This is a genomic window from Microcoleus sp. EPA2, from assembly GCA_020882975.1.
Lineage (GTDB): Bacteria > Cyanobacteriota > Cyanobacteriia > Cyanobacteriales > Microcoleaceae > Microcoleus.
The window spans coordinates 1-16566 of record JAHRFD010000007.1; the positions used below are offsets into that span (position 1 = coordinate 1).

15 protein-coding genes are annotated in these 16566 nt (G+C 45.4%); 2 read left to right on the forward strand and 13 right to left on the reverse strand.

Going from position 1 to position 16566, the window contains the following annotated elements:
- Window positions 1-140 precede the first annotated feature (140 nt).
- The 13 genes from AAFP14_RS08830 to psbZ all read right to left on the reverse strand — a co-directional run bounded on the left by AAFP14_RS08830 (window position 141) and on the right by psbZ (window position 13109).
- On the reverse strand, window positions 141-404 hold the full coding sequence (locus AAFP14_RS08830) for a hypothetical protein (RefSeq protein ID WP_341731904.1): 264 nt from the start codon (window positions 402-404) through the stop codon (window positions 141-143).
- A 241-nt stretch (window positions 405-645) separates the two neighbouring features.
- The gene (locus tag AAFP14_RS08835; RefSeq protein WP_341731905.1) at window positions 646-2130 is read right to left on the reverse strand and encodes a DEAD/DEAH box helicase; all 1485 of its coding nucleotides are present in this window, start codon (window positions 2128-2130) and stop codon (window positions 646-648) included.
- Between the two features lie 588 nt (window positions 2131-2718).
- Window positions 2719-4035, reverse strand: coding sequence for a 30S ribosomal protein S12 methylthiotransferase RimO (gene rimO, locus AAFP14_RS08840; protein ID WP_341731906.1), 1317 nt, complete (start codon window positions 4033-4035; stop codon window positions 2719-2721).
- 380 nt (window positions 4036-4415) lie between these two features.
- Window positions 4416-5039 (reverse strand): Uma2 family endonuclease, encoded by a 624-nt coding sequence (locus AAFP14_RS08845; protein WP_341731907.1) that lies wholly within the window; start codon window positions 5037-5039, stop codon window positions 4416-4418.
- A 35-nt stretch (window positions 5040-5074) separates the two neighbouring features.
- Window positions 5075-5245 carry a hypothetical protein gene (locus AAFP14_RS08850; protein ID WP_341731908.1) on the reverse strand — a complete coding sequence of 57 codons (171 nt, stop codon included), beginning with the start codon at window positions 5243-5245 and terminating at the stop codon, window positions 5075-5077.
- Window positions 5246-5250: 5 nt separating this feature from the next.
- On the reverse strand, window positions 5251-5886 hold the full coding sequence (locus AAFP14_RS08855) for a Uma2 family endonuclease (RefSeq protein ID WP_341731909.1): 636 nt from the start codon (window positions 5884-5886) through the stop codon (window positions 5251-5253).
- A 350-nt stretch (window positions 5887-6236) separates the two neighbouring features.
- Window positions 6237-7262, reverse strand: a complete 1026-nt coding sequence (locus tag AAFP14_RS08860) for a D-alanine--D-alanine ligase family protein (protein WP_341731910.1) — start codon at window positions 7260-7262, stop codon at window positions 6237-6239.
- Between the two features lie 4 nt (window positions 7263-7266).
- On the reverse strand, window positions 7267-8658 hold the full coding sequence (locus tag AAFP14_RS08865) for an ATP-grasp domain-containing protein (RefSeq protein WP_341731911.1): 1392 nt from the start codon (window positions 8656-8658) through the stop codon (window positions 7267-7269).
- A 240-nt stretch (window positions 8659-8898) separates the two neighbouring features.
- On the reverse strand, window positions 8899-9702 hold the full coding sequence (locus AAFP14_RS08870; protein ID WP_341731912.1) for an O-methyltransferase: 804 nt from the start codon (window positions 9700-9702) through the stop codon (window positions 8899-8901).
- A gap of 2 nt (window positions 9703-9704) precedes the next feature.
- Window positions 9705-10943, reverse strand: a complete 1239-nt coding sequence (locus AAFP14_RS08875; protein WP_341731913.1) for a sedoheptulose 7-phosphate cyclase — start codon at window positions 10941-10943, stop codon at window positions 9705-9707.
- A 530-nt stretch (window positions 10944-11473) separates the two neighbouring features.
- Entirely contained in the window at window positions 11474-12052 is a 579-nt protein-coding gene (locus tag AAFP14_RS08880; protein WP_341731914.1) for a Uma2 family endonuclease, read from the reverse strand.
- Between the two features lie 106 nt (window positions 12053-12158).
- The gene (gene ribH, locus AAFP14_RS08885) at window positions 12159-12707 is read right to left on the reverse strand and encodes a 6,7-dimethyl-8-ribityllumazine synthase (protein ID WP_340522660.1); all 549 of its coding nucleotides are present in this window, start codon (window positions 12705-12707) and stop codon (window positions 12159-12161) included.
- Between the two features lie 210 nt (window positions 12708-12917).
- Entirely contained in the window at window positions 12918-13109 is a 192-nt protein-coding gene (psbZ, locus tag AAFP14_RS08890; RefSeq protein ID WP_341731915.1) for a photosystem II reaction center protein PsbZ, read from the reverse strand.
- Between the two features lie 261 nt (window positions 13110-13370).
- On the opposite strand from psbZ, the gene AAFP14_RS08895 reads away from it, so the two are divergent.
- Together AAFP14_RS08895 and AAFP14_RS08900 are read left to right on the forward strand one after the other, a co-directional pair.
- On the forward strand, window positions 13371-16400 hold the full coding sequence (locus AAFP14_RS08895) for a CBS domain-containing protein (RefSeq protein WP_341731916.1): 3030 nt from the start codon (window positions 13371-13373) through the stop codon (window positions 16398-16400).
- Window positions 16401-16414: 14 nt separating this feature from the next.
- Entirely contained in the window at window positions 16415-16546 is a 132-nt protein-coding gene (locus AAFP14_RS08900) for a hypothetical protein (RefSeq protein ID WP_341731917.1), read from the forward strand.
- The last annotated feature ends 20 nt before the right edge of the window (window positions 16547-16566 follow it).

Sequence of the window (16566 nt, forward strand, 5' to 3'; positions counted from 1 at the left end):
CAAAATCTTATCACTTTTGCGAAAGCTTTTAGTTACAAAATACGTATATTTAACAATTATTTGCAATAAGTGGAAATTAAAGCCGTCCTAGAAGGACGGGGCTTTAGACCCAATTTTTTGGTAAAAACCCGGTTTGTTTGCTAGGAATCTTCTTCGTCAACATCCGACAACTTTTCCATTTCCTCAGCAACAAGCGTCTGAAAATCCTCTCCGCAGTGAACGTTAAGATGAATTGCAACACTTATGAACTCTGCTAGAATTTCAGCTTTTTGTCGATCGCTCAAATCAGGTAACTGAAGCTGATGGATTAAAGTAATCACATTTTGACACTCAGTACCCAATTCATCAATTAACGTTTTCAGCGTAGAATTAGTTACAGAAATTGTCCGATCGCTAACTTGCATCTTTACTTACCTAGTCGTTTTAAAGCTTGCTGAATTCCTTTCTCAAAAGCCAGAATTTCGCTATTATTAATCTCTCTCTTCTCTTCCTTCGCGTCATGAGCGCCTTCGCGGTTAAATCATTCCGATACAACCTGAAACGATATCACACCCTTGAAACAAAGTAGAGATGCGATCGTCGATCGCATCTCTACCAAAATTTAAAGTAAGGCGCGCGCAGCGCACCCTACAAATTACCTACAAATTAGTAGTTTTGTGGAACAGGAGAACCTGATGCTCCTGAAAGGCTCGGTGACGGAGTGTTACTTGGTCCCGTACCATTCTTAGGCCGCTTCTTGATCAAGATCGGCTTCACACCATTTTCGGCGATCGGGGGATCTTCTTGTTGAGCGTAATCCGCGCCCATCCAAGCTGGACGGCTTTGATCGAAAGCCATTTGCAAAGCAGCAGCGGCGATCGCGTGGGAGTCATACTCCTCAGACAACTGAGACACCAGAGGCAAGAAAGATGCCATCCGTTCCCCAGCCAAGGCTTCGCGAACCTTAGACTGCATCTTTTCCAACTGCCGCGCTTCTATTTGCGCCCGCGTCGGAATATTTCGCACCGTCAAACTTTGGCGAACGTGACGTTCGATCAAGCGCAGTTTCCGGCGGTCTACTGGTTGGATCAGCGTAATTGCGGTTCCTTCCCGACCAGCCCGGCCCGTGCGGCCGATCCGGTGAACGTAGCTTTCCACGCTGTCGGGTAAATCGTAGTTAATTACGTGGGTCAAGTGATCCACATCCAAACCGCGGGCTGCGATGTCAGTCGCCACTACCCAGCGCACCTGACATTGGCGGAACCGCGACAGCAAACGTTCCCGCTGTGCTTGGTTCAAATTACCGTGATATTCATCAACGCTGTGACCTGCTGCTTGCAGTTGGCTGGTGAGTTCCGCCGCCGACTGCCGAGTCCGCACAAAAATCAGCGCCGATTCCGGGTCTTCCATTTCTAGAATAGGCTGCAAAGCTCTTGCCTTCGACCAGCCGCGGGGAATCATGTAGACGCCTTGGCCAATGCGCTTCGGTGTTGCTTTTGGTTGTTCTACGGTGACGTTAACTGGATTGCACAAATGCCGTGCCACCAATTTGCGAATGGAAGGTTCCATTGTCGCCGAGAAAAATGCCGTTTGACGTTCTTTTGGTGCTGCATCCAAGATTTTTTCCACATCTTGAATAAAGCCCATGCTCAGCATTTCGTCAGCTTCATCCAAAACCAACCATTTCACTCTGTCGAGTTTCAGGCTTCCCCGGCTCAACATATCCAAGATACGTCCTGGTGTACCGACCACAATGTGAACGCCACGTTTCAAGCGCTGCATTTGGCGCTCGATCGACTGACCACCGTACACCGTCAAAACTTGTAGAGAGCGACCTACTTTCACCGGGCCATCATTACTAATACCGCTCAAATCACGGATGGCTTCAGTTACTTGCATCGCCAATTCGCGAGTTGGTGTCAGCACCAGTGCTTGCACCGCAGTTACATCTAAATCAATCCGCTCCAAGATGGGCAACGAGAATGCTGCCGTTTTGCCCGTTCCAGTTTGGGCTTGACCCACAACGTCGCGACCTGCTAGCAAGTGCGGAATTGCTTGTACTTGGATGGGAGTAGGTTCTGTAAAGCCTAGTGTTTCCAGATGGAGAACGAGTTCTTCCGAAAGACCCAAGCCTTCAAACAATAAATTCATTAATGCTCCTAATAACGAGTCTTAGCCTTCTAAGTCGCCCAACTCGGATGCGGATTTCTGCTCTAGGGCAGGAACTCATAAGAGTTCTGTATGGTGCTGCGCCTGCGCGCACCTTTTTAAATAGCAATCGAGTATAGGGCAGCTCCGTCGATGGTGACTAATTTACCAATTCGACAGCCGTCTTTGATTTTGTGACATGACCTACACAAACCGCCAGCGGTTTGTTGTAAGCTTTCAACAGCCTTTAACAGGATATTGAACTTCCTTTGAGGTACTCGCCAGTTTTCCCTCTTGGGCTTTTTATAGTGAGGATTATGACTAGCCCCACTTCACTAAATAGTAGTAACCACGTTTATTGGTTCAGGCGCTATCCCGCAATCTTTCGTCTACGGGATTAAGTAAGGGATGTAGCGACCGTCACCGCCTATCAGCTCTACACTCCTTCGGCATACCGTTGTGGTGTGGGGCCGACGGCGAAGCAATCTAAGATCATCCCGCTTATGTCTGGCTTGTTACTAATATTATAGCTGTTTACATTCAGAAACAAAACATTAAATTTGTTAAAACTTTCTGATTGTTCTGTAGAGACTAACTACTGACTTGACCGTAAAGGTCGTAGACGTCTGCACCAGTAATTTTCACGGATACCATTGAACCGAGCCTCGCTTGTCCTGTAACATAGACGAGTCCGTCTACTTCGGGGGAGAACCGGGCGGATCTACCAATCAACTCACCTGTCTCTGGTTGTTCTTGTTCTATCAGGACATCGACTACCTGACCAACAGATGCTTGATTCTTCTTCAATGATATAGGTTGTTGTGCCGCCATTACCAAATTGCGCCGCATTTCCATTATTTCTGCTGGTAATTGCTGAGGCAAACTGTAGGCTGGCGTTCCTTCTTCTGGGGAAAATACGAAAACTCCTACGTGATCGAATTCGTGGCGCTTGACAAATTCCAGCAAGTGTGCTGCGTGTTCGTCTGTTTCGCCGGGGAAGCCGACAATAAAAGTTGTCCGCATTACCGCACCGGGAATTGATGCTTTCAGCCGATCGACTATAGCATCATTAATCCCAGCTTGACTAGGCCGATTCATTGCCCGGAGAATTTCGGGATGGGAATGTTGCAGAGGTAAATCCAAGTATGGCAAAACGTTTGGCGTTTCTCGCATTGCCTCGACAACTTGCGGAGTCAGACCTGTAGGATAGGCGTAGTGCATCCGAATCCAAGGTACATCTACTTTACCCAAAGCCCGAAGCAGTTCGGCTAGTTTGGGTTCCCCATAAATATCTTTGCCGTAGTTGGTGGTAATTTGAGAAATTAGGATAATTTCCTTTACCCCTTCGGAGGCTAATTGCTTAGCTTCGGCGACAATAGATTCGATGGTGCGCGATCGCTGATTTCCGCGCAAGTGGGGGATGATGCAAAAAGCACAGCGGTAGTCGCAGCCTTCGGCTATTCGCAGATAGGCGACACCTTCGGATGTCGTGCGATAGCGGGGAGTGGTTTCATCAGCGATGTAAGTTGGTTCCTTCGAGACGAGGGAAACTCGATCGCCTTTTTCCACCTGTTGCATTACATCGACGATTTTATGATAGTCGCCAGTGCCGACAATTGCCACTGCTTCGGGCAATTCATCGAGCAATTCCTGTTGAAAATGCTGTGCCATGCAGCCGGTGATGACTACTTTTTTCTTAGCTTCGGCCAATTCTACCAGGGTGCGGACTGATTCTTCTCGCGCAGCTTGGATAAAACTGCAAGTATTGACGACGACGTAATCCGCTAATTCTTCATTAGAATCGACTTGATAGCCTGCTTGAGCCAGCAAGCCAATCATGTGTTCGGTATCAATGCGATTTTTTTCGCAGCCGAGGTGGGTAAATGCGATCGTTGGCTTCGTTGCCATGCAGTAATATTTGCTGTTGCGCTATTTTCGAGAACGTTTTATGGTATCACACAATTTTACAAATAGCAATGTGTCGGTGGATGCGATCGGGGACTGAAGCGTCAAAACTAGAGAAACCGGGTTTTTACGAGAATACTGCGTTAGGGCGACAGAAACCCGAAAAAACCCGGTTTCTGACCACCCGTGCGTAAACCCCCCTTGACTATACGAGCGGTTGAAACCGCTCGTATAGTCAAACAAAGTCCGCCGACGCGGACTAAGAAATAGAGGCTCTTTGGTTTGTTGCTGTCAAAGTTAAGTTGTTTTTAGTAGATTAAATAGTCGCCAACCCATCGTAATATCATCCAATCTTCGATCGCCATTTGCATAATTTTTACTCGCTAATTCGGCAATCCAGCCCGAAAAATCTGTTCCGCTGTTAATTTCAACTCTGGAAAAGCCAGCGACTCAATCCTCTCGCTTCCCCTAAACTGTTTGACCTGATACTCCCCATCTACTAATTGATAAACCGAGAGTGTTGGTTGTTTGGGATTGCCGATGAAATTGCGACCGCCCAATCCTAAATAATCGACAATCCAGTATTCGGGAATGCCCATTTCCTCATAGTCAGAAGCTTTGAAAAAATAATCATCCCGCCAGTTCGTACTGACGACCTCTACAGCCAATCGCACCGAAGACCCCATCGTGATGACGGATTCTTTTTTCCAGCGTGGCTCCTTTGCAAGTGTGGTTCTATCTAGGACTATTAAGTCTGGTTGATAACCTGCTTCGTCACGGGAAAGTTTGAGTAAGCAATCACCTGGAATTGAGTAAGGCAATTCACGACGGTCAATTTCAACTGCTAGTTTTGAGTTTATAAAACCCGTAACTTCGGAATGGTCGCCAGTTCCTAAAGGCATTTCAATAATTACTCCATTGTGTAGTTCGTACTTATGGACAGAGTTCTCTGGATACCAAGCAACGAACTCATCAAACGAGATTGTTTTGGATATGGTTTGGATCATGTTGCTGTTTCCTCTGTTGATTAGTATACGGAAAGCTAGAAGATGGCACAATGATAGATGCTATCGTTGACAAATTGGACTGTAGCTGATAAAAGTGCGATCGCCCGTCCCGACAAAACAGCACTTGGTACAAAACGACGATTTATTAAAAAAATGGTGTTCTTTTCTACCCGATTTGATATTCTTTTAATACGCGATCGCAGCATTCGTTCTAAGTCGGCTCGGTTGCAGGCAATCCAGCTCGAAAAATCACCTCCGCCGTCAACCTCAACTCTGGGAAAGCCAGCGACTCAACTATGTCATCGCCCTTAAACTGTTTTACCTGATACTCGCCGTCAACCAACTGGCAAACCGATAATGTGGGTTGTTTGGGATTGCCGATGAACTTGCGGCCGCCCAAACCGAGGTAGTCCGCAATCCAGTATTCGGGGATGCCCATTTCTTCGTAGTCGGCGAATTTGAGATGGTAATCGTCCCGCCAGTTGGTACTGACCACCTCTACAGCCAGTCGCACCGAAGAACCCATCGTGATGATGGATTCTTTTTTATAGCGCGGTTCGTTTGCAAGTGCGGTTCTATCTAGGACAATTACATCTGGTTGGTAGCCTGCTTCGTCACGGACGGGTTTGAGTAGGCAGTGACCAGGGATTGAGTAGGGTAATTGGAGTCGTCTGATTTCAAAATTGATTTCACTGGAAAGAAAACCTATAACGTCGGCATGGTCGCCAGTTCCTAAAGGCATTTCAACAATTACTCCATTGTGTAGTTCGTACTTATGGACAGAGTTCTCTGGATACCAAGCAACGAACTCATCAAACGTGATTGTTTTCGATATGGTTTGGATCATGTTGCTGTTTCCTCTGTCTGGTGATTAGTATGCGGAAAGCTAAAAGATGGCACAAGTCTTTTCGGTAAAATACTGAAAATTCTTGACATAGGAAGTGAAGTTTGTTATTATATAGCGCCCATAATATCAAAATACCGATCGCGCCGATCGACTGAATCTCAAAGTATCTACAGAAATTCTTGATACGATCATTATTTCACAGATTTTGTGATGTTTTACCTACTCCGATCGCAAACTGAGCCAAATATCGTTGACCGTTATATCGGAATGATTTAACCACAGAGGACGCAGAGAACACAGAGAGAACAGAGAGAAATGAATAATTCCGATGCTAACGGAACTGATATAAGTCATCTGTGCAAAGCATTTTGCAACATACTCTCAAAAAAACTATCCAGAGAAGTTCCTGATGCTTTCGTCATCGCAGAAAGCACACTTTTCTGAGCAAAGGAACAGTACAATCCTGCTTCCAAAAACCAAGGTTTTCCCTGCGGATCGATGCGGAAATCAAATAGACTATAATCGCGACATCCCAAAGCAATATGGGATTTTCTCGCCATATCCCAAACTCTCTCAGTTGCCGAATCGCTGATGTCAACTATCCACGATTTGGTACTATCTTTCGCGGCATAACCCAAGCTGCCATCATCATTTTGTTTCAGCTTGTCGGCATAACTCCGAATTGGCATTGTCTCAGCATTTAGAGCATATTCTTCTAGTGGCAAACAGATTAATTCCCCTGCTTTGACGATAATTCCACAGCGAACTTCTCTACCCAATTCAATAAATTTTTCTACTAATACTTCATCCGAATGAGTTAATGCTTTCTGCAAAGCTGCATCATAGTCAGCAGCATCTTTAACGAAGGTTACTCCAATGGAATTATCACCATTTAGTGGCTTGAGGACGACTGGGAAATCAATCAAAGTTCGATCGCCCGCACGGACAATTTCTCCCAACGGTACACTCACCCCAGCCGCTGCTACCACCGCCTTCGTCCTCGCTTTATCCGCCACCAGCGCCATCAACTCCGCCGGATTACCCACATAGGGAATACTCAGCAGATCGAACAAACTGCGGTATTGAGTCATTCCTGGAATGCAAAACATCTGGGGGATCGTTACATCAATTTTGAGGTCGGTCAGCACCTGCACAGCCCCCGCTAAAGACATGGGATTAGCCGCCGCGATCGCACTTCGATCGAGAGATGTCGGAAAACGCCAAGTGCGATCGGGAGAAACATAGGCAATATGAAATTCATACAGTGCTGAATTAGCCGTATTCTCCAAGCAATCTTGAGCATAAAGGCGCGACAAATCGCAGTAAAAATCACTGACTGCCGATCCAACTAAATGCAAAACTCGTAATACTGACATATACTCAATCTCCTCCTATTTCCACAAGTTTGCCAATATTAAAATCAATCCGAATCCACTCTTTCGGCTTCTGCAAATTTCCCCACAATAACAAGGGAATTTGCCAATGATGCACCATCAAAAATGGTAACGGATCGTTCCAATCGAAGATGGCATCTTTACCTTGGGTGATAATTTTTAACCGCTCAGAAACTAGCTTTGGTGAGGACAAATTAGTCACCAATCGCCAAATTTCGTGGTAAATCCAGTAAGTCGGGTGGCTAGATGCTAAGGGCTGCACAGTTTCTGGTAGCGGATTCGGATCTAAATAAGCTTTAGCTACATCGGGATGGTTGTAAAACATCGTGATGGCTGAATGGGTGCGGGGATTACATTCGATCGCGTAAATCTCTCCATCATCCGCCGCCTGAATGAAATCAAAGGAAACTTGTCCAGTCAAATTGAGACTTTTGGCAAACTGACGAATCCAATTTTCGATATCCGGGCGATCGACATTTTCGTAGTTTACCTGAAATGCCGATGATTCACAGCAACAGTGCAACTGAACATGACCGTTACGGATGGTACTGTGAGTGCAAAACTCTTGTCCTGGAATATACTCTTGCATAATCCAAGGTTTACTCTCAGAAATTGGTAAAGAGTTGACAAAAGCGGCCGTCTCTGATGGGGTTGGGCAGGGTAATTTAGTTAAGTTTAACCTGCGGATAGAATCGTAGGGAATACTTTTGATAATGTACGGGCGCTGTGCATCACTAAAATCAAAATCAATTACTTGCTGGGCATTGGTAATGCGATAGGACTTCGGGACTCGCAGCCCCAAGGCTTCCGCAGCGGAGGCAAATGTATATTTATCATCCAATCTTTGCAAGGTTTCCACATCGACGTGCATTACGGTACAGTGGGGAGAAAGTACACTTTTGACTTTGGCATCGTAGTAACTCGCGACGGGGCTGCACACGGGAACATAAACATTAACTCCCTCTTGTTGAACAATTTTCAAGAGTGCTTGGGAGTATTCTTCTGTTTGGGGATTGGGTACTGTGTAAAAGCGATCGATCGCCCAAGAGTAACGATGACCAGTCAGCCAGTATTTCTCGGTTTCTATCAAAATTACTCGATGACCGGCTTTGTGGAAAGATCTCGCTAGCTGTAATGCCTTAGTCATCTTACCCCCACTTATCAAAATTGTTTGGGGATTAGCTGTAGTCGGTGGAGACTGGAACGGTTTGATGATGATGGCTCTGAGCAAGGCTAGGATTGTCAAAGCGAGATTCAGGGGCATTACTAATAGCAACAAAGTGAGAGTTGCTAGGGTTTTAAGTGCTGTTTGGAAGCGTCGGCTCTCTGGGTTTGTGTCCTGTTCAGATGGCATCGCTGCAACTGAAATTGTTTTCATAATAAGTTTCTGGTATGACCGTAAAAATTTTCCTAATACTAAATCAATGGACTATCGCCACAGATTAGATCCCCCTAAATCCCCCTTAATAAGGGGGACTTTGAGCAATTTCTCCCTTATTAAGGGGAGTACGGGTTAACTTTGAGAATGCTCTTGTCCCCCCCTTATTAAGGGGGGCTAGGGGGGATCTAATCTGTGGCTAGAAAATAGCCCCTAAAAACGATCGATCGCGACTTTGATCTAAACGCGCCGAATCAAGGTAATCCCATCTCTGAGCGGCACTAACACCTGCTCTACGCGCGGATCGTCAACTACAGCCTGATTGAATTGGGCGATCGCAATTCCGTTAGCAGTAGCAGTACCGGACAAATAGGGCTGTCCCTGCATCAGAGTATTATCGGCACAAATCAAGCCATTGGGAGCCAACAAACCAGTAGTGAGCAGTAAATCGAGATAATCTGTATATCCAGCTTTGTCAGCATCGATAAACACTAAATCGAACACTTCTCCAGCCACAGCTAATTGTTTCATTGTTTCTAAAGCTGGTGCCACCTTAACTGAGATTTTGTGGCCAGCATTCGATTCGTTGAAACACTTCTGGGCAAACTCAGCTACATAAGCATCTACTTCACAGGCTACTACTTCCCCATCTACCGGCAGGGCTTCGGCCATTGCTAATGCTGAGTAGCCAGTGAACATCCCGATTTCCAGCACGCGCTGTGCTTTGGTGAGATGGACGAGAAATTTCAGCATTTGGCCTTCCACATGGCCCGATAGCATTTCTTGTTCCAAATGCCGCACTGTCTCGCCGTCAGAGAATCGCTGACTCCAATCTTCTGATTGGGTGCGCTTTACTAAGGTGGCTAAGGCTGGAGATTCCGGGGTGGTACAAAGGTTCAGGTAGGGATCGAGACCATTTGCTAATTCGTAGGCTTGTTTTAATTCTGCCTTGAAAGCTGGATCTAGATGATTGATTTTTTTTGCTTCCTCGACCAGACTTTCGAGTTTAGCGGCTAAAATCCCGATAGGGGTAACAGGTCTCATCTTTATACCCCGGCTGTGGAACGAGTTCCAACTTTGTCCAATACTACATACATATCCTCGCCATCACCATGGCGCGGGTAGCCCTGACAGATTTCTCGATGCACTGCTAGGGCTTCATCCAACTCAGTCCGAGTCAAGTCGTTCATGAAAAAGCATTCACCAATGGGCTTGGGTGCCGCCGCACGTTGAAGGCCATCGCGGGTACGGGCGATGGATGTTGTGGCTTTCCAAAGCAGTTCTGATGTGAGATAGGGGCTATCAATGGCTAGTCCCAGCCGACTCATTAATCCTAGGATGCGATCGCGCGAGGCGATCGAAATATAACCCCGTTGTTGGGCAATTGTCGCTGAAAAAGCCATATCAATGGCGACACTATGGCCGTGGAACATCGGAATTTCCGGTGTTAGTTCCAGTGTCGGACTCCAGGTGTGACCGTAGGCAATCACTCGATCTAAATCTAACTCGTGCAGGTTTGGCACTTCTAAGGCCAGCATCGACTGAATCGCATTATACGTTAAGCGATGTGCCACTTCGCGCAGTTCAGATGTGCCATCTAAATAACCAAAATGGCTATTGAGCAATGCTTCGCCGTAGTTTTCTAACAACTCGAAGATTTCTTTGTTGCCAACAACTGCGATCTTAATTAACTCTGCCATGCCGTTGCGTATTTGGTCGATCGGCAGAGTTTTTAGGAAAGAGAAATCTAAAATTACTTTTTGCGAAGCATGGTAAGCACCGAGGCGGTTTTTGAGTTTACCATGATTCACAGCTACCTTGATCGCTACACTGGCATCAATCAGCCCAATTAAGGTTGTCGGTACGCGGATGTAGTTAGTCCGACGGCGATAGGAGGAGCAGGCAAATCCAGTGACGTCAGTAGTCAATCCACCACCAACCACTAACACAGGTTCTTTCCGGACGAGTCCGAAATCAACGAAGGCATCTATGATGCTTTCAAAAGTTGTTAAGGTCTTATCCGGTTCCTTTATATTCACTGGAAAGACTGTTAAATCTATCTGGTGATACTGGAAATAAGCGTGCATTTGCTTGCCGTACAAACCATACACTGTCTGGTCTACAACCATTAAACAGCGACCAAAGGGGCGATAGCTATCGGCAATTTCTGGATTTTCAAGTTTGAAAGCGCCATCTACATAGAGTAAGCTGAAATCAATTTTTTCGTACCCTTCAACATGAAAAGCACGGTCTGTCGCTGTAAACTTAGCTTGAATGTCACCCATAAGATTGTTGCAATTTCCGGCTGGTAAGTAACTGTAAGTATCCGGGCTACCCTCAAAATTATCAATCCCTTTTCTGGCAAGCTTTCTAGGTGTTAACTGAACAAATTGATTATTTAAGATTGCATTAACAATTGACCTGAAAATTAATTTTCAGGGCTGTTCGTTAAGAATACGTTAAATACTGTTTATACAGTATTTATGATGAAAGCTATCCTAGGATCTAGTTGAGACTGCCTTAATGCTTACACAAAACTTAACATAACGAATTTCTCATATTTGTGCAACCAGATTCATCTAAATCTCATAAAATTGTTGAGAAATATTAGATAGTCAGCAATTTTCAGTTAAAAAGTCGATCGTATTTCAGTATTTTAATTAATTTATGTGTAAAACGATACTGATCGAGCTGTCGCTCGACCGCCAAATAAATAAATGTATAAAAATATACTAAAAATTGTGAGAGAGTTTTATCGGGGTCGCCTTAACAGCCTTGGAGGTTGCTATAAATTAACTTAAAGTCTCAATTCAGGTTAAGCTGGAAACACCAAAGACAAATCTAGAGACAAATCGGGAAAGCCCGGAATTACCACAGTCTCATTTTGTAGAACGATGTTTTGCGATCGATAATTGAAATCCCCTTGTCTTTTTTGATAAGGTTCGCTGTGCATTTCCAGTTGATTATCGACTAAATTAAATATCCAATAATTAGAAATCCCAGCTTCAGCATACAGAGATAGCTTGATTTCGCGATCGTACTTTAAAGTAGAATCAGAAACCTCAATCACTAACAAGATATCCGCAGGTTCCGGGTGAGAATCTAAATAATTATCAGAACGATTGCGGGCGATAACCACATCAGGTTCTGGTTCGCTATCTGTAGTAGATAAAATTATCGGATCTTGTACGCGGACACGAGCGCGTCTTGTTAGTAAAATTACTAACTCCTCAACTAAAAGACTGTTGCAAAAAGAGTGAAGTCTACCTTTAGCAGCCATTTTGATAAGTTCTCCGCGAATCAATTCTACTCGCTCATCAAGACCGAAAAATCCTAGTTCTCCCAAACGGTGATATTCTGCGATCGAGAATCGTTTTGCAGTTACAGTAGTCATAGCTTTGCTTACCTAGCATTCTACAAGCGACGAGCGAGGCAGAGCCTCTGGATATGGGTTCCCCGGCTCTTCCGGGGAACCAGTTGGAATCACATAATGATATATATTAGGCTAGATCGCCTGACAGCACTTCAACAGCAGACGCAGCAGCTAATTTATCGTAAGAACTTCCACCCAAGCCATTAACTTGACGCATCAAAGTGCCCATTTCCAAAGCACTCATTGCATAATTCCAGCCCAAATTGCTTTTAATTCCGGCCCTTTCCAAAGCTTGCTGCATAGTGTCAGTCGTCACCACCCCAAAAATCACCGGTACTCCACTTTGAAAAGCAGCAGCAGCAATTCCCTTAGAAACCTCACCAGCGACAAAATCGAAATGAGGAGTTTGGCCGCGAATCACCGCACCCAGACAGATTACTGCATCGTAGCGACGAGAAAATGCAGCTTGACGAGCAATCAAGGGAATCTCAAAACATCCCGGAACCCAATAAAAATCAACCTGATTACCATGAGGATTGATATCAACCCCGTGGCGTTTCAAACAATCTTGACAACCTTCCAAAAGTTTATTGACTACCATGTCGTTAAAACGACCAATGACAATCGCAAACCGCAAAGATTCTGTTTGAGTAAAAGTACCCTCGAAAACTGCCATAATTTTATACTTTGGTAATTTGTAATTGGTAAGTTGATTTTTCTTAGGTTTATTTATGAGTTGTGAGCTTTAAATTTTGGCTGTGAATTAACTGATTCAAAAAGTCACTTCTATCAATAATTAATCCCAAACCTAAAACCACTAATCATAGCCTAGATTTAAGTCAAAATTTAAAACTCACAACTATTTTACCTCGTTCTATACCGAATTTTAAACTACCAAAAAGTTTAAAACACCCACGGCAATAACCAGCAAAAACCAGAGACCAGAACCTGCAAAAATCAGTGTTTTAGACTGATTCCAGTTTTGGGGAGAAGCATAAGCCACGGGAACGCCAACTACCATCACAAAAGATAGCAGTACCAAACCTAGTAAAACAAGTTGAAACACAATTGATAACATTTTTTCTCCTTTCGATATAGCGGTGGGACGATTGATCGGAAAATTGTCGGTTGTTGAAATTCGACTGGCCCGTACAAATTCTCAGTGGTGCGAACAGCAGTCAGCAGCTCTTGAGATTTACCTAAATTTTACCATTATTGGCTGCTGCGATTGAAACTAGAATCAATACTTGACTAAGCTTGAGTTATAGTGCGATCGGCTCGTGCGCTGTTCGTAAGCCAGATTCAGGGACACTTTGGGTTACAGATGCAGGATTTGTTTATGGACTTAGTTTTGTGCCACACTACAGCAGATTTTGACACCTTGGGAGCGGCGGTGGGACTTTGCGTGCTGCACCCCGGTACCAGAATCGTGCTTGCTGGTGGGTGTCACCCCACGGTGCGGGATTTTTTGGCGCTACACCGCGATGAGTACCCGTTAATCGAACGTCGATCGGTCAATCCGCAACAAATTCGATCGATCGCCATTGTTGATGCTAGCACGCGCGATCGCCTAGGAAAAGCCGCCGAGTGGCTAGATTTGCCACAACTTAACGAAATTACGGTTTTCGATCACCATTTAGAAGCGCATTCAGACATCCGGGCTACCCTGAGCCAAATCGAAGCAGTCGGGGCTACCACTACTTTAATAGTCGAAAAACTTAGGGAAAAATTCGCAAATCAAGTCCCAAACACCAACAAAGAATTCCATCTCGATCCCTCAGAAGCCACAGTTATGGCCCTCGGTATCCACGTCGATACAGGTTCCCTCACCTTCGAGGGTGCAACGGCGCGAGATGCTATGGCTTTGGCGTGGTTGATGCAGCAGGGAGCGAGTTTGGGAGTCATCGCTGAATATGTAGAACCCGGTTTGTCTGCTCAATTGCAGGATTTGCTGAAAGAAGCTCTGAATAACTTGCGATCGGAAACTGTACGCGGTAACAGTGTAGCTTGGGTATTGCTCACAACTGATGCCTATGTTCCAGGACTTTCTGCCCTAGCATCTCGCTTGCTGGATTTGACTGAAACCGATGCTCTGCTATTAGGAAATGTGTATAAATATGGTGAAAAACAAAACAGTGATACCATCGATCCCGACTCTCTCGAATCCTCAGTTTCCAATCGATTAACTATTATCGGTCGATCGCGCATAGAAGGCACAAACCTCAGCACATTATTCAAACCCCTAGGTGGCGGAGGCCACGCCCGCGCCGCCTCCCTAGCTGTCAGAGATGTGGAACCCTTACTAACTTTAAATCAGTTAGCTGAGGAACTCAAAGCTCAAATTCCCCATCCGCCCACAGCCCGTGAATTAATGTCATCTCCAGTGCGGAGTATTCGCCCAGAAACTTCTGTGGGTGAGGCTCACCGTATCCTCCTACGTTACGGACATTCCGGGCTGTCTGTGGTCGATAACGGCGATCGGCTGGCGGGAATTATCTCGCGTCGCGACATTGACATTGCCCTGCACCACGGCTTCAGTCACGCTCCTGTCAAGGGTTACATGACTTGGCAGCTCAAAACTATCACCCCCGATACCTTGTTACCAGAAATTGAATCTTTAATGGTGACTTATGATATCGGGCGTTTGCCGGTGTTGGAAAATGGCTTACTGGTGGGAATTGTCACTCGCACTGATGTGTTGCGCCAATTGCACCAACAAAAAGGACCAGACACAGCAAGTGATACCGAATTGTCCTATTGTCATTTACCTGAAGTGGTTGAGCCGTTGTTGCGATCGCGTATTAGTCCTGAATTATGGCAATTATTGTCGCTCTCCGCCAACATTGCACGAGAGCGAGGCTGGCAACTGTATATTGTTGGTGGAGCCGTTCGAGATTTACTCTTAACTGTGACATCAGACAGGCAAGATGCCCAACCCCTACTCCCGACAACAACATCCAACTCTGGTGCTATAGGCAAGATGCCTGTTGCTGAGAGTGCCGGCGCTCAGTTAGAGGCTAATGATACACTGCAACTAATGGATATCGATCTGGTTGTAGATGGTGATGGGCGATCGGGCAATTCCGGTGCTGGTGTCGAATTAGCCTCCGAACTACAAAAACTATACCCCACCTCCCGTTTAGAAATTCACGGTGAATTTCAAACCGCCGCCCTGTTGTGGCACAAAGACTCCCCTTTCGGCTCCCTCTGGCTCGATATCGCGACGGCTCGTACTGAATTTTATCCTTATCCCGCCGCCAATCCTGAAGTTGAAGCCAGTTCAATTCGCCAGGATTTGTACCGTAGAGATTTTACCATTAATGCCCTAGCAGTCAAATTGGGTACGCCGCGATCGGGCGAATTGTTAGATTTTTTTGGCGGTTTGTTAGACTTGGAAACTAAACAAATTCGAGTTTTGCACGCCAATAGTTTTATTGAAGATCCGACGCGAATTTATCGAGCTGTGCGGTTTGCGGTGCGGCTGGGATTTACCATTGAGCCACAGACGGAAGGATATATTCGCCACGCTCTAGCCAGCGGGATTTATTATCGAATTCAAGGGGAAAATGGTCGCGCTCCGGCTCTGGAAACCAGGCTCAAAAGTGAATTAAAATACATTTTGCAAGCTCCTTATTGGCAAGTTGCTTTGCAAATTTTGGGAGATTTGCAGGCGTTGCGCTGCATTCATCCTACGTTAGATTTGGACAAAGCGCTCTGGCATCAATTGCGTCTGCTAGAACGTTTTTTGCAAGGAAGGAAGGAAGAAGCAAGAAGGAAGAAGGAAGAAGGAAGAAGAACCCCCCCCTGCCCCCCCCAAGGGGGGAAGGAACAAGGAAGAAGGAAGAAGGAAGAAAAAGACACTATTCCCAATTCCCCATTCCCAATTCCCAATTCCCCATTCCCCATTATCAATATTCCTGATTGGCAGATGCGGCTAGAAGTTTTAATCGCTTATTTAGCGCCGGAATATCGGGGTAAGGTGGCTCACAATCTTAAATTACCTGCTGATAGCATTAAGCGACTTCAAGATTTGTCTGCTTGCAGTTGTGAGGTGTTAGAGCGTTTGCCAAAGTGTGAGTTGCCGAGTCAATTGGTGCTATTTTTGCGGAATTATGAGTTACCGATGTTAATTGCGATCGCCCTGCAAAGTCCCCGAAGTGTTCGACACCAAATTTGGGAATTTTTCACCAAGTGGGTGAAGGTTGAAGCCCCTTTGAATGGCAATGATTTGAAGGCTTTGGGCTACAAACCTGGGCCTGCGTTTAAACTCATGTTGGATGATTTGTTGGCTGCAACTTTGGATGGGCATTTGGGCGATCGCACTTCGGCTATTGCTTTTTTGGCAGCACATTATCCACTCTCAAAATAGGTAAAAATAATCCGGTGAAAAAACAGCGCCCCTCTGGTTTAATCGCCATAGTGATTTACAAGACTTTTGTGGCTTCCCTCTTGACAGTGACTTCTATTGCTTTGCTTTTGGCGATGAAGAATCATCAATTATTAGAATATAATTGATGATTCTTATTTGAATGTGG